The following is a 15,467-nucleotide window of genomic DNA, read 5'->3' as shown; positions in this document are numbered from 1 at the left end:
TAAAAGGTACATGAATATAATAACACTTAATCCAGCACTTCCTTCAAAAATGCTAATGACTTTTGGTAAGCGTCTTCAGCCGCCTTCATATCATGGTTAGGGTTGCTAGGGTTAGCAAACGCGTGAGTTGCTTCGTAAAAGTGAATCTTGAGTTCCTTATTTGCCGTCTGCATATCCTTCTGAAATTTTGAGACTACTTCAGGAGTGATCCAATTATCATTTCTGGCAAATACACCCAAAACAGGAAAGTTTATTTTCTCTTTGATTTTATTTAGATCCTTTTCTGGCATACCGTAGTATATTACGGCTCCTCGGGCCTCATTGCCTGCCATCATAGCCGCCTGCAGAGCCCACCCTCCACCAAAACACCAGCCAATGGCAGCTATTTTCGAACCATTTCCAGCATAGTCAAGTGCCCCTTGTATAATTGCACGAACTCTCTTTTCATCAGCCTGTCCCATGTATTCTGAGGCTTTCTCCCTGGTCTCTGCAACCTTGCTATCATATAGATCAAGGGCCAGCACATTAACGTTACCCAGCTCTCGATAATATTTCTCTGCCATTTTTTTGATGTGACCATTTAGTCCCCACCATTCATGAATCACAAACAAATAATCATCGGAATCCTCCTGCGCCTCCAGCAAATAGGCATTAGCAGTTTTGCCATCAGCTGTCTTTATCTTAATCATTTTACCGTCCTTGCTATAGTGTAAATATGGCTCAGGCTCAGCATGTTCCCCATTAAATTTTTGGTCGGAAGCAAACATCGCGAAAGCCTGCGTAGGAGAAGTATGACATATTGTAATGTCAGACTGGGCGAACAGAAAGTTGGTAAAAAATAAAAGCGCAATAAAAAATGCGTAATCTTTCATGGGACCAAGGGGTTGAGATTACCCCTCTAACAACTTGATAAAATATTTTGTTTATTTCTGCCTTGCATAAACAATATAATCCGTCACCGGAGGCTCAATACCTTCCTCCTTTAACAGTATGGCTATTTGACCTCTATGGTATGAACTATGACTCAACACCTGATTTATGATCTCCCTTATGGTGTTTTCAAACTTCTTGCCCTCAGTGTTTTTATAAAAGATCATTTCCTCAAAGGTGTCAAACTTATGTTCTTCCAGATAGCTAAGCCAGTTAACAGAGCTTTCCTCTGTCATACTGCGAAGTTCTCGCAGCTTATATTGCTCCCATAATGGAAAAGGTGAGGTAGGAATATCTTTAATACGATTAAGCCAAATAATTTGAGCTGACAACAGGTGGCTAAAAAGCTGGAGCGCCTTGTCATTTTTGACATTGCTGCTTTCAAGGGTGATCAACACCCTTTGATTCGCCCATGCATTATATTGAAACTGGTCCCTAAAATGCTTTTTCATTGGTGTGTGTTTTATTTTTAGTATTCTCTGGCTTTTAGCTTCATGTTCTTTTGGCATTACATCTGTCAGCTTCTTTTGATCCCACTCCTGCCAAATCGCTAAATTAGAAAATAGATTTCTTATTTAAAGATGATCGCTCCACTCTTTTTTGATACTACTTATGCATGTTTTATCCGGTCTATTACTTAATCCACTATACGGTATATTGGATACTGCATATGAGCCTCTTCATAATAAGGCGAATGCATATAAATAAAACTTAGCTGAGCATGCCAGCTACCTGCTAACTTTATATCTTCGCTTTTTTTCTTTTCGAAAAGCTCTTTAAGTTCAGGTTTTTCTTCAAGCAACTGCCAGGCAATATCCTCAAAAACATAAGGGGAGAAATGCTCCTTCTGCTGCAGGATAGTATCAAAAAAATTCCAGTTGAAAAATGAATCCGTTGCTTCTGGCTCTAAAGTTTCCACGAGGTACTTCCCTCCGGGCTGATCAACATAAAAGACATAGTCTCCAGCTCTGAAACTTACATCTGTTTTTAATTTATCTACTTCAACACTATTGTGTGGGTAATGCCCTTCATATGCTGAGGGTGACGTTTCGTATTTAACTATTTTGTAACTTTCAACCTCTATTGTTGTATCGTTTTCAAGCCTTGAATAGGTCAGGTCATTAACTTTCAACCTGTTTAGCACTGCATGCCATCCCTGCGGCACAATGTATGCCTTGGGAAGAATGACCTCTTTGGTGGGATTATAAATATTATAGTAAGGAATCTTTCTATTGAAGGGTTTTCCCCGATTATAAAAAATACGCTGCTGCCCAGTAACCTTGCTGGCAACCATCTCCCCCTCATAACCTTTAAAACCTATTTCCCTTGATTTCTCAGAATCCAGCTTCCAGGTAACTGGATATAAGCTGCCCGGCTCTGGCACATTATCCTTATGCATGGCCCTGATCTTCCCCCCGTCCTTTCTCGCTATTTCTATAACGCTCGCGATGAAGTTGTAAGTGGCTTTTACTCTAACATTAAAGGGTTTGAGCATATGTGTTTCAATCATAAAACCCAAAGTATTAAACAAAGTGGTATATCCTGTAGAGTACCTGGGGTAATCCATAAACTGAGTGATACCATCTGAATCTGGTGTTTGGTTAAACACATTAACATAAGGGGTGATTTCACTTCCTTTTTTAGCAATTAGGGTTTCGAGCTGAGGAGTAAAGCTACCTTCAATGTATGCACCCATATCACCCCCGATCTTATTATGCTGTGTGGCCAAGTGTGTAATGCTATACTGATAATCAGCCCCATTACTAACATGGGTATCTATGAAAATATCGGGCTTCGCTAAATGATATATTTCATAAAAAGCCAATGCATTTTTTGTATCGGCTTTTATAAAGTCTCTATTAAGGTCATAATTTCTAGCATTACCCCTAAACCCATACTTTTCCGGCCCATTTTGATTCGCTCGGGTGAAGCTATTCCTGTTTAGTGCGCCACCAATGTTATAAATAGGGATCACCACCAGTACAATGTCCTTTAGAGCTTTTTTCATTTTTGCACTCACTACATAATCGCGTACCAGCATTTGTGAGGCCTCAATACCATCCGGTTCTCCGGGATGTATCCCGTTATTGATCATGATAATAGTCTTTCCCTTTGCCCTTGATCTATTTAGATCAAAGTCTGCATCAACATCCACTATTACCATGTGCAGCGGCTTACCACTATCTGTTTCATCCATTTCTTGAATATAAACTTCCGGATACTGCTTGGATAGCATTTTATAATAGTCAATTACTTCATGATAGGGCGAGGTACCTCCATTTTGTTCAAATCCGGTTTTAATATGCTTTTGAGCAAAAAGTTGCACTGAAAAGAAAAGGCATAAAAGAAAGATTGTGTTTTTCATTCTCTATATTTAATCACTTCAAAGCCACTAATGTGGCTTAACCAATTTATTTTGAGAGGTTAAATTACTTAATAAAAAGAAAGTATAAATGGATTTTATTGAAACGGTAAATGAAATCATAAAAACTCGTCGGTCAATATACACCAATATGTTCTCCGGGGAACTGGTTGATGATAAGGTAATTGAAAACATGCTGGATAATGCTAATTGGGCACCAACACATAAACTGACCGAGCCATGGAGGTTTGTGATATTCAAAGAAGAAGGTCTGAAAAAGCTGGGAGACTTTCAAAGTGATCTCTACAAACAACAAAACAGTGACTCCTTCAAAGAAGAAACCTATACCAAGCTGAAAAATAAACCTTTGGAATGCTCACATGTAATAGCCATTGGCATGCACAGGGATGAAGAACAAAAAATACCCGAGATAGAAGAGATCTGTGCTACTGCATGTGCTGTGCAAAATATGTGGCTCACGGCTTCGGCCCATAAAGTCGGGTGCTATTGGAGTACAGGAGGGGTTACATTCTATGAGGAGGCCAAGCCATTTTTCGGCTTAGGAAAGCATGACTTACTGTTAGGTTTTCTGTACATAGGAATGCCTAAAGGTGATAAGTGGCCTACTGGTAAGCGTAAGCCAATCGAAAGTAAGATAAAGTGGGTTTCCGGCTAAGGTATGCCGGATCCCGTTGCTTAATCTACAGCTTGACCGACTGGCACTAAAACCACGAAACCAATTGCCATCGAAAGGCCCACATCCACCTGAGTGAATAGTTAGTAATATTAGAGTTTTCTAATATTTTCTCAATTTCAGTTTTATGAAACGACCTGAGTACAGATACGGCTGCATCATTTCTTACCATGGCAGATTTTGAAAAAGCAGCGGTCAACCATTTGATGGAGTGATAGGCAAACCAATGGCGATGCAAGTCATTAATTACCATACCTATGGTTGCCTGGGATTTTATATGTGCAAATAAACCGACAAGCTTATGATTGGTAAAATGATGCGTAAAAAGCGTAGAGGTTGCCACATCATATTTCAATGCTTTAAACTCATCTGAAAAAATGTTAATGGCTTTATAGCTTATTTCAGGGTAATCCTGAGTATTCTTCTTGGCGAATGCCACAATATTCGGGTTTGCATCTATACCTATCAGGTTTATGGGCTGTTGGCGCTTTCGTGCCCAATCTGCGATCATCATTAGCATATCACCCCCGCCACACCCAAGATCTGCGATCGTTAAAATGTCAGGCCTTACACTGGCTTTTCCCATCAGCAAATCCAACCCATTGACGGTAACATGATTTCCCCCCAGCCATTTGTTAATGGTTTCCAATTCTTTAAGTGTCTGATCAATAACCTCTCCTGAACTTTCGAGGTCATCCATTAGCTCTGCCTCATTACTTCGCTGTACAAATTTTGACGCCATTAATGAGATTCAATTGTTAAAAGCATACTCTCAAGTGTAAGCCCCGGACCAAAAGCAAGCCCTAAAAGATTCTTACCATTATCCTCCATGTTAAATTTATCCATAACCCGCTTTAATACAAATAAAATAGTCGGTGAAGACATATTGCCATATTCAGAAAGAATGTCATGTGCCTCCTGATTTTCCCTTTTACTAATACCAAGCTCCTTTTCAATAACCTGTAAAATTCTTTTTCCCCCCGGATGTATGGCAAAATAGTCAAATTTATCGACTCCTCCTTTATCAAGTAATTTTTGGGTTAACAGTCTAACACCTGACTCGATAACATCGGGCACGTAGGAAGAAAGACGCATTTCAAAACCAAAATTACCGATTTTCCAAGCCATATGCTCATGGCCATTTCTGAATAACTCGCTGAAAAAAGAAGTGGTTTTTAGATTTACACCTGTCACCGGTTTTCCTGTCACCACTACCGCAGCTGCACCATCGCCAAAAAGTGCATTGGCCAGCATATAGTCGTCCATGGCTTTCTTTTGAAAGTGAATACTACACAACTCCACGCATACTACAAGTACTTTTGCACCTTTATTGGCCGTGCATATAGCGTCCGCCACTTTTATTGCATTAAAAGCCGCATAGCATCCCATAAAATTAATACCTGTCCTCTCTACATGTGAATTTAGACCGAGCCTGTCGACAAGTTCTATATCAATACCAGGGGCATACATACCTGTACAACTTACCGTAATTAAATGCGTAATTTGTTCAGCACGAGTAGTCGTTAAGGCTCTTTTGGCAGCTTCAACACACAATGTGATAGCTTCCTGCTGAAAGAGTTCAAGACGCTCCTGAGTAGAAGGGAAAGGCTCAAGCTTTTTATTGTCAGGGAAAAATTGTCTGACCAGGGATGACTGATAATCTTCTATTACCGAATACCTCGATAATATACCTGTAGCTCGATAAAGTACCCTTAATTTATCTGCATCAACACCTTTCAACTGATGTGCCCGAATCATAAAATCAAGAACATCCTGCTGCTTGATTTTGAATCTGGGATTTGATGTGGCAATAGAGGTGATGTATGCATTCATTGATCAATAATAATTAAAAATTGATATCTTGGCGTAAAAGAATATAATGTATGTTTAAAAAATCTACATGGCTCCACCTGCGTATCCCTTTTTCGTTTTTTCTCCTACCGGTATTTCTATTTGCCCTGGCGGTCTCACCAAATATTAATGAAAGCCGGATCATCATTGTTTTCATTGCTCTTCATTTTTTTCTTTACCCTGCAAGCAACGGCTACAATAGCTATTTTGATAAAGACGAGAAAAGTATTGGTGGTTTAAAAAACCCACCGAAGGTAGTAAGAGGCCTGTACTATACGGCACTAATATTTGATTTGGTTGCTATAGGTTTGGCCTTGCTTATCAGTTGGCAGTTTGCGCTCATGCTATTTATTTATGGGTTAGTTTCTAAAGCTTACAGCCACCCTTTAGTGCGAATAAAGAAATATGCCTGGCTCAGTTGGTTCATTGCAGGTTTCTTTCAGGGAATCTTTACCTTCATTATGGCCTATATGGGGCTGAATAAATACGGCTTTCATGTACTAGAGCAGGCACATGTAGTAATACCTGCTTTACTAACCTCACTGGTATTATGGGGCTCTTACCCCATGACACAGATCTATCAGCATGAGGAAGACTCCAAAAGAGGAGATAATACTTTAAGTTATAAACTGGGAATTAAGGGTACTTTTCATTTTACTGCCATAGCATTTTCCATAGCAGTTGGCTGCTTTGTTTTTTACTTTATGGAATATCATCATGACAAATATGCCTTGCATTTTGTGCTGGGGATGCTTCCAGTTGTAATGTACTTTGGCTATTGGTACTTGAAAGTCCATGTGGATATAAATAAAGCAAATTACAGCTACACTATGTGGCTAAACACCATCTCTGCCTTATGCCTGAACATCTTTTTTATTTATTTTTTCCTGGATAACAGTCAGGTGCTCCAGGCTATTAAAGCGGGCTATTAAAAAGCCTCACCATGTGTTTGTTTAATCAAAAAATCAGCTATAAACCTTGACCTCCTGGCTATAAGAACGGCAAGGTTGGAGGCATGCTCTGAGCCAAAAAGTTTTTGTATCTGTCTGCCTGCCCACAACCTCCTTTCAAACAGCACCCGCCATCTTTGCCCATAGTTACTTTCAAGTTTTTCTCTCGAATGGTGGTTATGAAAGTAATTGATGATTTCTCCTGACAAGGTTTTGGCTGATCGAATGGCCATGGCCATGCCATTGCCGCACAAAGGAGTGATCATACCCGCAGCATCACCGCACATCAACACATGCTGATCTACGGACTCCTTGGTTTCAAATGAAATCTCATTGATAACCTCAGGTCTTTCAAAAAGGAATTTAGCTTCAGTAAATATTCTCTTCAAATGTGGATTTTGACTAAGGATATGATCTTCCATGTCGGAAATATCTGATGACTTCGATAAGTTAGACCGCGCCGACAAATAACATAGATTATATTTATCCTCTTCTATTTTATTGATGCCACAATACCCATTCTTAAAGTTATGGAGTGCAATCAGGTCATCTGGATGCTGGTCATATTGAATATGGTATTTCACCCCAATATAGGGTGATCTTTTTACCAAAAACCTTCTCCCCATTTGCTTATCCAGCCTCGATCTTTTCCCAAATGCTCCCACAACCACCTCTGCTTCCATACTAGAAGCTCCCTCGATGTCAACTAAAAACTTATTTTCCTCGAACCTCACCGCTCCTGCCTGACTCTGTAGGATAAACTCCACCCCCATATCTACTGCCTTTTGATACATGAAGTAATCCATTTCAAATCGACTCAACCCAAAACCACCCATATCCAATGGCAGAAATGCAGATTTACCATTTACAGAAGTAATCTGAAGACGAGTAATAAGTGATGGCCTGACATGATCCGGAAATATTTGGAGGCGCTCCAGAAAGCCACAAACCTCATTAGAAATGTATTCGCCACATACTCGGTGAAATGGATATGTCTTTTTCTCTATTAATGTTACAGGCAAACCAGCCTTGCGTAAACAAATAGAAGTTACTAAACCAGCAAGCCCTCCTCCTATAACGATTACCTTTCTCACCACCAGCGTATTAACATCAAATGTGAATAATTTTCTAAAAAATAGAATATAATGATCAAACTTATTACAGATAAAAGCGTTTAATTTACAAAAACAAGTTGGCCTATGAATTCGATATCTACTAACAAAACTAGCAATGATGCCATTAATATATTTTTAATTGGAAACAACCCGATCGAACTTAGTAATATTTACGAAAAGCTAAAAGAGATCAAAACTAAAAGTTATCATGCAGAAATAGGCTTCGACCTAAAAACCGTCTATAAAAAGATCATGCGGTTTCGTCCCAGTTGCATCCTGATAGATGACAACCTGGAGGAACCCTACTTAAAAAGCCTTCTCGGTAAGCTCTCATCATGGTCTAAAACCCGTGATATCCCCATTGCGATTTTAAAGAATTCAAATTACGGAGAGTCGTATTTAGTTGGTGCTCAAGAGTTTATTCTTAAGGATGGCATTACCTCTGAAGCTCTTTCAAGATCAATATTAAATTCTATACGACTTAGAAGTATGCAGAAGTACCTGTATACCTCTTATAAAAAGCGCCAGTCTCAGTTTCTTAACTTCTTCAGTAATAACTAAATCTGGCTCTTTAAACGAAAAGTTTGAGTGATTTTAACGCCGTCCCGTAAGACGGTTAGCTTCAGCTTTTTGTTCTCCCTGGCATTAAGAAAATTTGTAATGTTACTTAACCTCAACCTACTGGCATCAATGCTATTGATGGAAACGAGAACATCGCCTTTCTTAAAGCCAGCCTTTTCGCCGACTGAATTTTTGCGTACTTCTGTAATCTCATAAGTATTTAAGCGACTACCAATGGCCTTAACCACCAAACCACTTAGGTTATAGGTAAAATCCTTCTTAAAGCTTTTTCCTTTTTTTAGATACAGCTTTTCTTCAGGAAAGTTAATAACCACGGTAAATCGGCTGAGAATTTCACCCCCGACAGAACCGTTTCTAAATGTCCCTACATTTTTGAGGCTATCAAGAAAAGAATTTGTTTCGGGAAAGGTGGCAAGGATATCCTGCCAGCATGCTTCTCCGAGGTGAAAATATTTCAGGCGGGCCATTTCTCCTTCCAACAATCCCCCCAAACCTCTGCCTAAAGATGTCGTGATATGTTTTTCTGGTATTGTTATCTGCGGATCTGATGACTTATCCAATAGCAACCCATGGCTGGCACCCGTATCAACAAGCAACTTCACATCCAGATGCTCGCCCGTTTTGTAAACAATACGTCCCGAAATGTAAGGCTTTGTATCCTCTACTTTCATCTCCACTTCCTGAAACCTCCTGCGTTTCTTAAAGTGTTCAGGTGTTGTAAGCGTTAATACCTTCTTATCATAGTTGATAGTAACTATAAACCGGCTAAAGATCTCGTAGCCCAATATGCCATGCACCTCTGTACCCAGATAATTGCGCAACTCAAGGTAATCTTCCGCAAGTACCAACATCGCATGCCCTTTTCCTGATACGCCAGGAAGTGAAAGAGATACATTGTTGGTAATATAAGCATCTACATGCCGCTCTCCCCCAAGCCCTGAAATCGTATATTTTCTTGAGTAAGTCAGGTTTAATATATCACTAAAAGATTTTTCGGTCAGAATAGTAGTCCGTACGCCGGTATCCAGTATGAATTTTAGGGGTATCTGATTGTTAAGGACAACAGGAACAACAATGAGGTTATTATAGACTTCAAAAGGAATATTGACCCGTTTCGTATCATTTAACTCAAAGCCCAGTGTTTGACTATACGACTTTGAAAAAAAAGGTAATAAAAAAGAACAAAAAGTAAGGCCAATCAAAATTTTTCTCATGCACATCGACTGTAACTCATGTTCTTAAAAATTAAGAATTTTGCGTGACAGATTTATTAGATTGCGAACATAATTTCATTTCTTTTCATTAAAATAACCCAAACTGGGGGATTTTAGTTTTTTTTCAAATGACTGATAATATCAGCTTTAACCAGCCGATAACCTGGGAATATAACGGTAGTAATACTCACCACCAAAACGCAGACAAATGCAAATACCAGGTCGCCAAAACTGCTTAAGTTATATTTTAAATTAAAGCTAAACACACCTTTCAGTGGGGCAAGATCCAATGCAATAAGACTAAAGAGTAATGCCAGTACAGATAGTATAAACGATTCGGTAAGAATTAATTTGTATATGGCCAATGAATCTGCCCCAAGCAATTTCCTGATACTTACCTCTTTAATAGAATACTTATAGCTGATGCTATTTACACTATTGGAAGCAAAGATCGTCACAGCAATACCAACCATGAACACAGACACCTGACCATATGTCTTAAATAAAACAAAACTACTGATAAGACATGCAAAGCCTATTGCTGATACAGAAATGCTTACTATATAAAACAGTATATGTTGACGGAGTTTTCTGAGTGATATGATACAATGATTCCAAAACATTCAGAATATTGTATTTCAAGAAGTATACCATAATTATAATGCCCTCTAAACGCAATTGAGGAAGTTCTCATTTTAAATATGTTCAACCTCAAACATTATGGCTGTGCATAAATGAACACTTTTTCATCAAGTTAGGTTTTGTCCAGATCATCCCAAATAGAATAATCATCATGTATATGTGATTCCAGAAGAGGAAGGACATCTTCAGCATTATTCAGGTTAATAATCAACTTACGATTCTGTGGTTTTAGAAACCCCTGCTTTACCATGTGGTCCATTTGCAACAACAGGTTATTATAAAAGCCATTTACATTAAGTAACGCTACCGGCTTTTTTATTAACCCTAGTTGAACCCAGGTAAGAATTTCACCTAACTCCTCAAGTGTACCGAAGCCACCAGGCATAGCAACAAAACCATCGGCCAATTCTGTCATTTTCTGTTTCCGCTCATGCATAGATCTCACCACTATAAGTTCTGATAAACCCAGATGACCTACTTCTTTTCTCATTAAGAAATCTGGTATAATCCCAACTACTTTACCTCCATTATCCATTACCGCATCAGCTATTACACCCATTAAACCTATGTTGCCCCCACCATAAACAAGGGCTTTGTTATTTTCAGCCAATAGTTTACCCAATGTTTTTGCCTGAGTATCATAGATGGGATCATTACCATGGCTGGAACCACAAAAGACACAGATATTATTCATATTTTAGGGGTATAAAAAAGTAAAACTAACAAAAAGTATCTATGGACAAAAGGTTAAACATATCTACCGGAGCCCCTTGGGAAGATATTGTGGGCTACTCCCGGGCTGTACGCATAGGAAATACTATAGAAGTTTCTGGTACAGTGTCAGTTAAGGATGGGAAATTGGTTGGCAAGGATAACCCTTATGAACAGACCAAGTGCATCCTACAAATTATTGATGAAAGCCTTCAAAAAGCCGGAGCCCAATTGTCTAACGTTATTCGCACCAGAATCTTTGTAACCGATATTGGCCAATGGCAAATGATAGGCAAAGCACACGGTGAAGTATTTGGAGATATAAAACCGGCAACCTCAATGATAGAAGTAAGCCGATTGATCAGTCCCGAATATTTATTAGAAATAGAAGCTACTGCTATTGTTCAGTAGAGCCGTCTATATCGTGCTTATTATCACTGATCATTTTGTTAGGAAAAATCATTGGAGAAATGATTGCCATAACAAATAATACTAAAACCAGTACTAGCGCTAAATAACCCATATTTTTATTACGTTTTTATCTTTGACGCAAAGATAGTAAGGCACTTGTAATATTAAAATAATTTATAATTTACCTTGCACAATATTTGCTTTAGCATGGCCATGAAACAAATAATTAACCTGATTGCAACCTTATTAACCATCCTGGCAATTGATGTTCACGCCCAGGAGACCAAACTTTTCACCACAGACAGCTCCGCATATGCTATTGGAGATATTGTGAACGGTGAGAAAACGGGGATGTGGAGGTTTTATGATAAGAACGACATCAAACTCGAAGAGGGGGAATTCGAAAATAACAAAAGAGAAGGAGTCTGGCGATTTTTCTATTCGAATGGAAGTATTAAAGCTAAAGTAAAATATAAAAATGATCAACCTACTGATTTGATTGGACTTTCTCCCACAGGTACCGTCGAGCAGGCAGGGAAATATCAAAATGGTAAAAAACATGGGGAGTGGGTAACATACTATGACGATGGACAGCCTATGTATGTTAAAACTTTTGAGAATGGTGTGCAGCAAGGGCCTTTTTATTATTACGGACCATATGGTGAATTGTTAGCCGAAGGAAGCTACAAAGCTGATACTACCCATGGCCAATGGAAGGAGTTCAACCAATTCGGCAGACTTACTCAGGAAGGAAAATATAACAATGGCAGCAAAGATGGTCTTTGGAAATCATATTACGATTTTGGTAAAATAATGGAAATCCAAAAATATAAAGCTGGCTTGCCTGATAGCACATGGGTTGAGTATCATGAAAACGGAAAGATCAAAAGCATAAAGCATTATGAAGAAGGGCATGCAAAAAACAAATGGCAATCCTTCTATAAAGATGGAGAGCTTGAGGAACTGAAATTCTATAAAAATGGCTGGCAAGATAGTGTCTATCTTACATATTTCGACAACAGAAACCCCGCAATACAAGGGTTCTATTCCAATGGAATAAAAGTGGGTAACTGGCGATACTTTAACAATGATGGCTATGTAGTGGAGGAAGGAAAATACCAAAATGACAAGCAGCATGGCCAATGGTTTACCTACTACGACAAAGGACAGCTAAGGTCAGTTGGCAGTTTCTATCACGGCCTTGAGGACGGACTTTGGGGCATCTTCCATACTACTGGCCTATTGATGCAGGAAGAAACCTGGGACAAAGGTAGACTCATGAGCACAAGCCCCTATTTCACCATTTATGGAGATACTCTATCTGCAGGAGACCTTAAAAACGGCAATGGCCTTAAGGTTAACTATTACATTGATGGGAAAAAGGAAATAGAATGTCAGTTTCAAAATGGAGTTCCCCACGGCTCATGGAGCTATTATGAAAAGGATGGTAGTGTAACAGAGATTGGACAATTCGAAAACGGCCTGAGAGAGGGTAGGTGGATATATTACTATAACAATGGCAAAAAAGAAGCTGAAGGGGATTTTAAGAATGGTGAGAAAACCGGTGTTTGGTACTATTATTACAAAAGTGGCGGACTCAGGGAGTCAGAAGATTATACGGAAAAGTAACTTTTAATATTGTATTTCAGTATAAGCATACAAAACATGGAGTAAATGAGAAAGTTAGTAGTAGCAGGAGGCATTATAGTAGCAATCATTATTATAGGTATGGTAGGGCTCAGATTCTACACAAAATCATTTAGCCCGCTAGATAAAGCCATTTTTGAAGGAGAAAACACAGAACTAGTTGTCACTTACAGCAGACCTTATAAGAAAGGCCGTAAAATATTCGGAGATCTCGTACCCTATGATAAGGTATGGAGAACAGGCGCCAACGAAGCAACCATATTTACTACTGATAAAGACCTAATGATAGGTAACAAACTACTTAAGGCTGGTTCCTATTCATTATTTACGATACCAAGAAACAACAGCTGGACTATTATATTCAATAAAGAGGTTGGGCAGTGGGGAATAGTCCCGTTTTCAGGTGAGTCAAACAGAGACCCTGAACAAGATGCTCTGACCGTTGATGTAGCCACGATCAAAACCCCAGATCTTTTTGAGCAATTCACTATTGCTTTCGAACAAATGGGGCATGAAATTGAAATGATACTGATGTGGGATCATACTCTCATAGTGGTTCCCATGTATGTTGCCAGTAACTAAATCTTTAGTATTTTAACTTCAACCTTAACATCCGGCAAATCTACATCAGATTCGGTATCTGCAGCTTTTTCCTTTCTTGATGTTCTTAACAGTATTCTGTCTTCAGCAACTCCCCTTCCAACTAAATAAGCTTTTATGGCTGTAGCCTGATTCTGAGTTCGGTCATTGTGATAGTGTTTCTTTATTTGTGTCTCCTCCACAACTTTATATTCCATTTGGCCGTCGTCCTGATCGTTGGCTATTTCATCTTGTTCTCTCTTATTTTCTTCATACCTCGAAGAATCTTCTTCAACTTTACTTTCCACCACATCCTGGAGTACCTGTTTTTTAACTTCCACTATCAAAGTATCAAGATCAATTTCAGTAAGATCATCATCAGATTGTATAGAGTCCTTTCTGAAATTATTTTGACTAACGAGAATTTCTATAGCCATACTTGGATTTTTCCTAAGCACCTCAGCTATGCGCCGCAACTCAAAGGTTGAGTTATCACTAATATTTGAAGAGTGTTCTTCAAAGAAGATGTCAGGATTATAAGTCATCCCCGACTCTATTTTTGTCAGCTTCACTTGTAGACTTTCCTTATCTCTGGTTCCAACCCCCTCACTAAGATCATATACCTTTGAAAAATATAGATAGGTAGGGTCGTCCATATCTACGGCCACATCATATACGGCACCCTCTTTCAAAACAATCGCAAATTCACCTTTCTTACCCACCTGTTCATTCCATAAACGATCCCTCACCCCTACATTAAATACAGTAAGGTTGGCATTCAATGGATCGCCCGAAGCAGCATCCATAACTGTACCTTGAATTCGCATAACTCTTTTAGGTTGAAATTCATCAGGAATCAATATCTGAACTAATTCTCTATCCTTGTCACCTTGAACATCTGCAAACAGATATCTCCCTTTGGCTGGTATACTAATAAACTGATCGTGATTTTCTGTATTTATAAAATCAAGCGGAATAGGATCTGACCAAGTATCTCCCGATTTAGTGGTCATATACAAATCCAGACCACCTTTACCTCCAAATTTGTCGGAAGCAAATATTAACGTTTCCCCATCAGCTAGTATTCTCGGCGTTTGAGAGTTTCCTGTATTGATATTAGAAGGCAACTCTACAGGTGTATCCCAGCCATTGTATGTTCTTTTGGATATCATTAACCTACACCCACTCGCACCTCCATATTCGCTCATTTTTTCGCAACGCATAAAATACAGATACTCACCGTCAGGAGATAGCATACCTGCTCCTTCATTTTCTCTGGAATTTACTGGAGATCCAAGGTTGCTCGGAGCTTCCCAATCATTCCCCCTACGATTGCTCGACCATAAGTCAAACCCACCCAAACCTGATTTACGTGAGGTAAAAAGCATCAGGTTACCGTCAAAGCTAAGGCTATAACCACCCCTATAGTTTAACGTTGGGCGATTGATCAATTTGTTAACCTCAAGCTCATCATTCCAGGTTGAAACTGTTTTTTTTGTAGCCCACCGCATTCCATGATGCCCATCATCAGTATAATCAGACAGGTATAATATGGTTTTGCCATCTCCACTAATAAAAGGGGCATAAAGGTTAATCGAAGGGCGATTTATATTGGAAGGTAGTTTTCTAATTTTATCCTGAGATAAAGCATTAGTTACATTAATTATACAAATCAGATAAAAAAAACTCACCCTAATAATGGAAGACATAATATTCTGTTTAGGTTTACGCATTCTAAATATAATGATTTAGAGCAAAAATGTTTCCAAATCAAATTCA

General features: G+C 38.9%; 16 protein-coding genes. 6 read left to right on the top strand and 10 right to left on the bottom strand.

All coding sequences use genetic code 11. The annotated features are described in order from the left end of the window. Window positions 1-26: 26 nt before the first annotated feature. The 3 genes from JMN32_RS08240 to JMN32_RS08230 form a co-directional block, all read right to left on the bottom strand. The gene (locus JMN32_RS08240; RefSeq protein WP_202855832.1) at window positions 27-872 is read right to left on the bottom strand and encodes a dienelactone hydrolase family protein; all 846 of its coding nucleotides are present in this window, start codon (window positions 870-872) and stop codon (window positions 27-29) included. Between the two features lie 51 nt (window positions 873-923). Then, the gene (locus JMN32_RS08235; RefSeq protein ID WP_202855831.1) at window positions 924-1,382 is read right to left on the bottom strand and encodes a DinB family protein; all 459 of its coding nucleotides are present in this window, start codon (window positions 1,380-1,382) and stop codon (window positions 924-926) included. A gap of 185 nt (window positions 1,383-1,567) precedes the next feature. Then, window positions 1,568-3,295: a M14 family metallopeptidase gene (locus JMN32_RS08230; protein ID WP_202855830.1), complete on the bottom strand. Its 1,728-nt coding sequence runs from the start codon at window positions 3,293-3,295 to the stop codon at window positions 1,568-1,570. A gap of 88 nt (window positions 3,296-3,383) precedes the next feature. Here JMN32_RS08230 and JMN32_RS08225 point away from each other — a divergent pair, with 88 nt between their 5' ends. Beyond that, a complete protein-coding gene (locus JMN32_RS08225) occupies window positions 3,384-3,968 on the top strand; it encodes a nitroreductase family protein (RefSeq protein ID WP_202855829.1) in 585 nt (194 codons plus the stop codon). Window positions 3,969-4,014: 46 nt separating this feature from the next. On the opposite strand, the gene JMN32_RS08220 is transcribed toward JMN32_RS08225, so the two are convergent. Together JMN32_RS08220 and JMN32_RS08215 are read right to left on the bottom strand one after the other, a co-directional pair. Then, window positions 4,015-4,728 (bottom strand): methyltransferase domain-containing protein, encoded by a 714-nt coding sequence (locus tag JMN32_RS08220; protein ID WP_202855828.1) that lies wholly within the window; start codon window positions 4,726-4,728, stop codon window positions 4,015-4,017. Next, window positions 4,728-5,819: a type III polyketide synthase gene (locus JMN32_RS08215; RefSeq protein WP_202855827.1), complete on the bottom strand. Its 1,092-nt coding sequence runs from the start codon at window positions 5,817-5,819 to the stop codon at window positions 4,728-4,730. Before JMN32_RS08215 ends, JMN32_RS08220 begins: the two co-directional genes overlap by 1 nt. Window positions 5,820-5,869: 50 nt before the next feature. Between JMN32_RS08215 and JMN32_RS08210 the strand changes: the two genes are divergently transcribed. Beyond that, window positions 5,870-6,769, top strand: a complete 900-nt coding sequence (locus tag JMN32_RS08210) for a UbiA family prenyltransferase (RefSeq protein ID WP_202855826.1) — start codon at window positions 5,870-5,872, stop codon at window positions 6,767-6,769. Here the strand turns inward: JMN32_RS08210 and JMN32_RS08205 are convergent. Then, window positions 6,766-7,881: an NAD(P)/FAD-dependent oxidoreductase gene (locus tag JMN32_RS08205; RefSeq protein ID WP_202855825.1), complete on the bottom strand. Its 1,116-nt coding sequence runs from the start codon at window positions 7,879-7,881 to the stop codon at window positions 6,766-6,768. The genes JMN32_RS08210 and JMN32_RS08205 overlap by 4 nt on opposite strands. Before the next feature lie 105 nt (window positions 7,882-7,986). On the opposite strand from JMN32_RS08205, the gene JMN32_RS08200 reads away from it, so the two are divergent. Next, window positions 7,987-8,463 (top strand): hypothetical protein, encoded by a 477-nt coding sequence (locus JMN32_RS08200; protein WP_202855824.1) that lies wholly within the window; start codon window positions 7,987-7,989, stop codon window positions 8,461-8,463. Here JMN32_RS08200 and JMN32_RS08195 read toward each other — a convergent pair. From JMN32_RS08195 to JMN32_RS08185, 3 genes are all read right to left on the bottom strand, one after another. Further along, entirely contained in the window at window positions 8,460-9,698 is a 1,239-nt protein-coding gene (locus JMN32_RS08195) for an aspartyl protease family protein (RefSeq protein ID WP_202855823.1), read from the bottom strand. The genes JMN32_RS08200 and JMN32_RS08195 overlap by 4 nt on opposite strands. Window positions 9,699-9,811: 113 nt before the next feature. Continuing rightward, a complete protein-coding gene (locus tag JMN32_RS08190; RefSeq protein WP_202855822.1) occupies window positions 9,812-10,321 on the bottom strand; it encodes an ABC transporter permease in 510 nt (169 codons plus the stop codon). A 131-nt stretch (window positions 10,322-10,452) separates the two neighbouring features. Continuing rightward, window positions 10,453-11,034 carry an LOG family protein gene (locus JMN32_RS08185; RefSeq protein WP_202855821.1) on the bottom strand — a complete coding sequence of 194 codons (582 nt, stop codon included), beginning with the start codon at window positions 11,032-11,034 and terminating at the stop codon, window positions 10,453-10,455. 41 nt (window positions 11,035-11,075) lie between these two features. Here JMN32_RS08185 and JMN32_RS08180 point away from each other — a divergent pair, with 41 nt between their 5' ends. From JMN32_RS08180 to JMN32_RS08170, 3 genes are all read left to right on the top strand, one after another. Next, on the top strand, window positions 11,076-11,462 hold the full coding sequence (locus JMN32_RS08180; protein WP_202855820.1) for a RidA family protein: 387 nt from the start codon (window positions 11,076-11,078) through the stop codon (window positions 11,460-11,462). Window positions 11,463-11,675: 213 nt separating this feature from the next. Beyond that, complete coding sequence (locus JMN32_RS08175; RefSeq protein WP_202855819.1) at window positions 11,676-13,091, top strand: toxin-antitoxin system YwqK family antitoxin; 1,416 nt, start codon at window positions 11,676-11,678, stop codon at window positions 13,089-13,091. Window positions 13,092-13,136: 45 nt separating this feature from the next. Continuing rightward, window positions 13,137-13,691, top strand: a complete 555-nt coding sequence (locus JMN32_RS08170) for a DUF2911 domain-containing protein (protein ID WP_202855818.1) — start codon at window positions 13,137-13,139, stop codon at window positions 13,689-13,691. Here the strand turns inward: JMN32_RS08170 and JMN32_RS08165 are convergent. After that, window positions 13,688-15,397 (bottom strand): TolB-like translocation protein, encoded by a 1,710-nt coding sequence (locus tag JMN32_RS08165; RefSeq protein ID WP_202855817.1) that lies wholly within the window; start codon window positions 15,395-15,397, stop codon window positions 13,688-13,690. The two genes, JMN32_RS08170 and JMN32_RS08165, sit on opposite strands and share 4 nt — an antisense overlap. Between the last annotated feature and the right edge of the window lie 70 nt (window positions 15,398-15,467).

It is taken from the genome of Fulvivirga marina, assembly GCF_016775155.1.
GTDB classification, from domain to species: domain Bacteria; phylum Bacteroidota; class Bacteroidia; order Cytophagales; family Cyclobacteriaceae; genus Fulvivirga; species Fulvivirga marina.
The sequence above is the reverse complement of the archived record's forward strand: the minus strand, read 5'-3'. Positions and strand labels throughout refer to the sequence as shown.

Bases quoted from the DNA above. Each gene is read 5' to 3' on its own strand.
- JMN32_RS08195 (WP_202855823.1), bottom strand. From the start codon at position 9,698: ATGAGAAAAATTTTGATTGGCCTTACTTTTTGTTCTTTTTTATTACCT.
- JMN32_RS08215 (WP_202855827.1), bottom strand. From the start codon at position 5,819: ATGAATGCATACATCACCTCTATTGCCACATCAAATCCCAGATTCAAA.
- JMN32_RS08210 (WP_202855826.1), top strand. From the start codon at position 5,870: ATGTTTAAAAAATCTACATGGCTCCACCTGCGTATCCCTTTTTCGTTT.
- JMN32_RS08165 (WP_202855817.1), bottom strand. From the start codon at position 15,397: ATGTCTTCCATTATTAGGGTGAGTTTTTTTTATCTGATTTGTATAATT.
- JMN32_RS08200 (WP_202855824.1), top strand. From the start codon at position 7,987: ATGAATTCGATATCTACTAACAAAACTAGCAATGATGCCATTAATATA.
- JMN32_RS08235 (WP_202855831.1), bottom strand. From the start codon at position 1,382: ATGAAAAAGCATTTTAGGGACCAGTTTCAATATAATGCATGGGCGAAT.
- JMN32_RS08190 (WP_202855822.1), bottom strand. From the start codon at position 10,321: ATGTTTTGGAATCATTGTATCATATCACTCAGAAAACTCCGTCAACAT.
- JMN32_RS08220 (WP_202855828.1), bottom strand. From the start codon at position 4,728: ATGGCGTCAAAATTTGTACAGCGAAGTAATGAGGCAGAGCTAATGGAT.
- JMN32_RS08225 (WP_202855829.1), top strand. From the start codon at position 3,384: ATGGATTTTATTGAAACGGTAAATGAAATCATAAAAACTCGTCGGTCA.
- JMN32_RS08230 (WP_202855830.1), bottom strand. From the start codon at position 3,295: ATGAAAAACACAATCTTTCTTTTATGCCTTTTCTTTTCAGTGCAACTT.
- JMN32_RS08180 (WP_202855820.1), top strand. From the start codon at position 11,076: ATGGACAAAAGGTTAAACATATCTACCGGAGCCCCTTGGGAAGATATT.
- JMN32_RS08185 (WP_202855821.1), bottom strand. From the start codon at position 11,034: ATGAATAATATCTGTGTCTTTTGTGGTTCCAGCCATGGTAATGATCCC.
- JMN32_RS08170 (WP_202855818.1), top strand. From the start codon at position 13,137: ATGAGAAAGTTAGTAGTAGCAGGAGGCATTATAGTAGCAATCATTATT.
- JMN32_RS08240 (WP_202855832.1), bottom strand. From the start codon at position 872: ATGAAAGATTACGCATTTTTTATTGCGCTTTTATTTTTTACCAACTTT.
- JMN32_RS08175 (WP_202855819.1), top strand. From the start codon at position 11,676: ATGAAACAAATAATTAACCTGATTGCAACCTTATTAACCATCCTGGCA.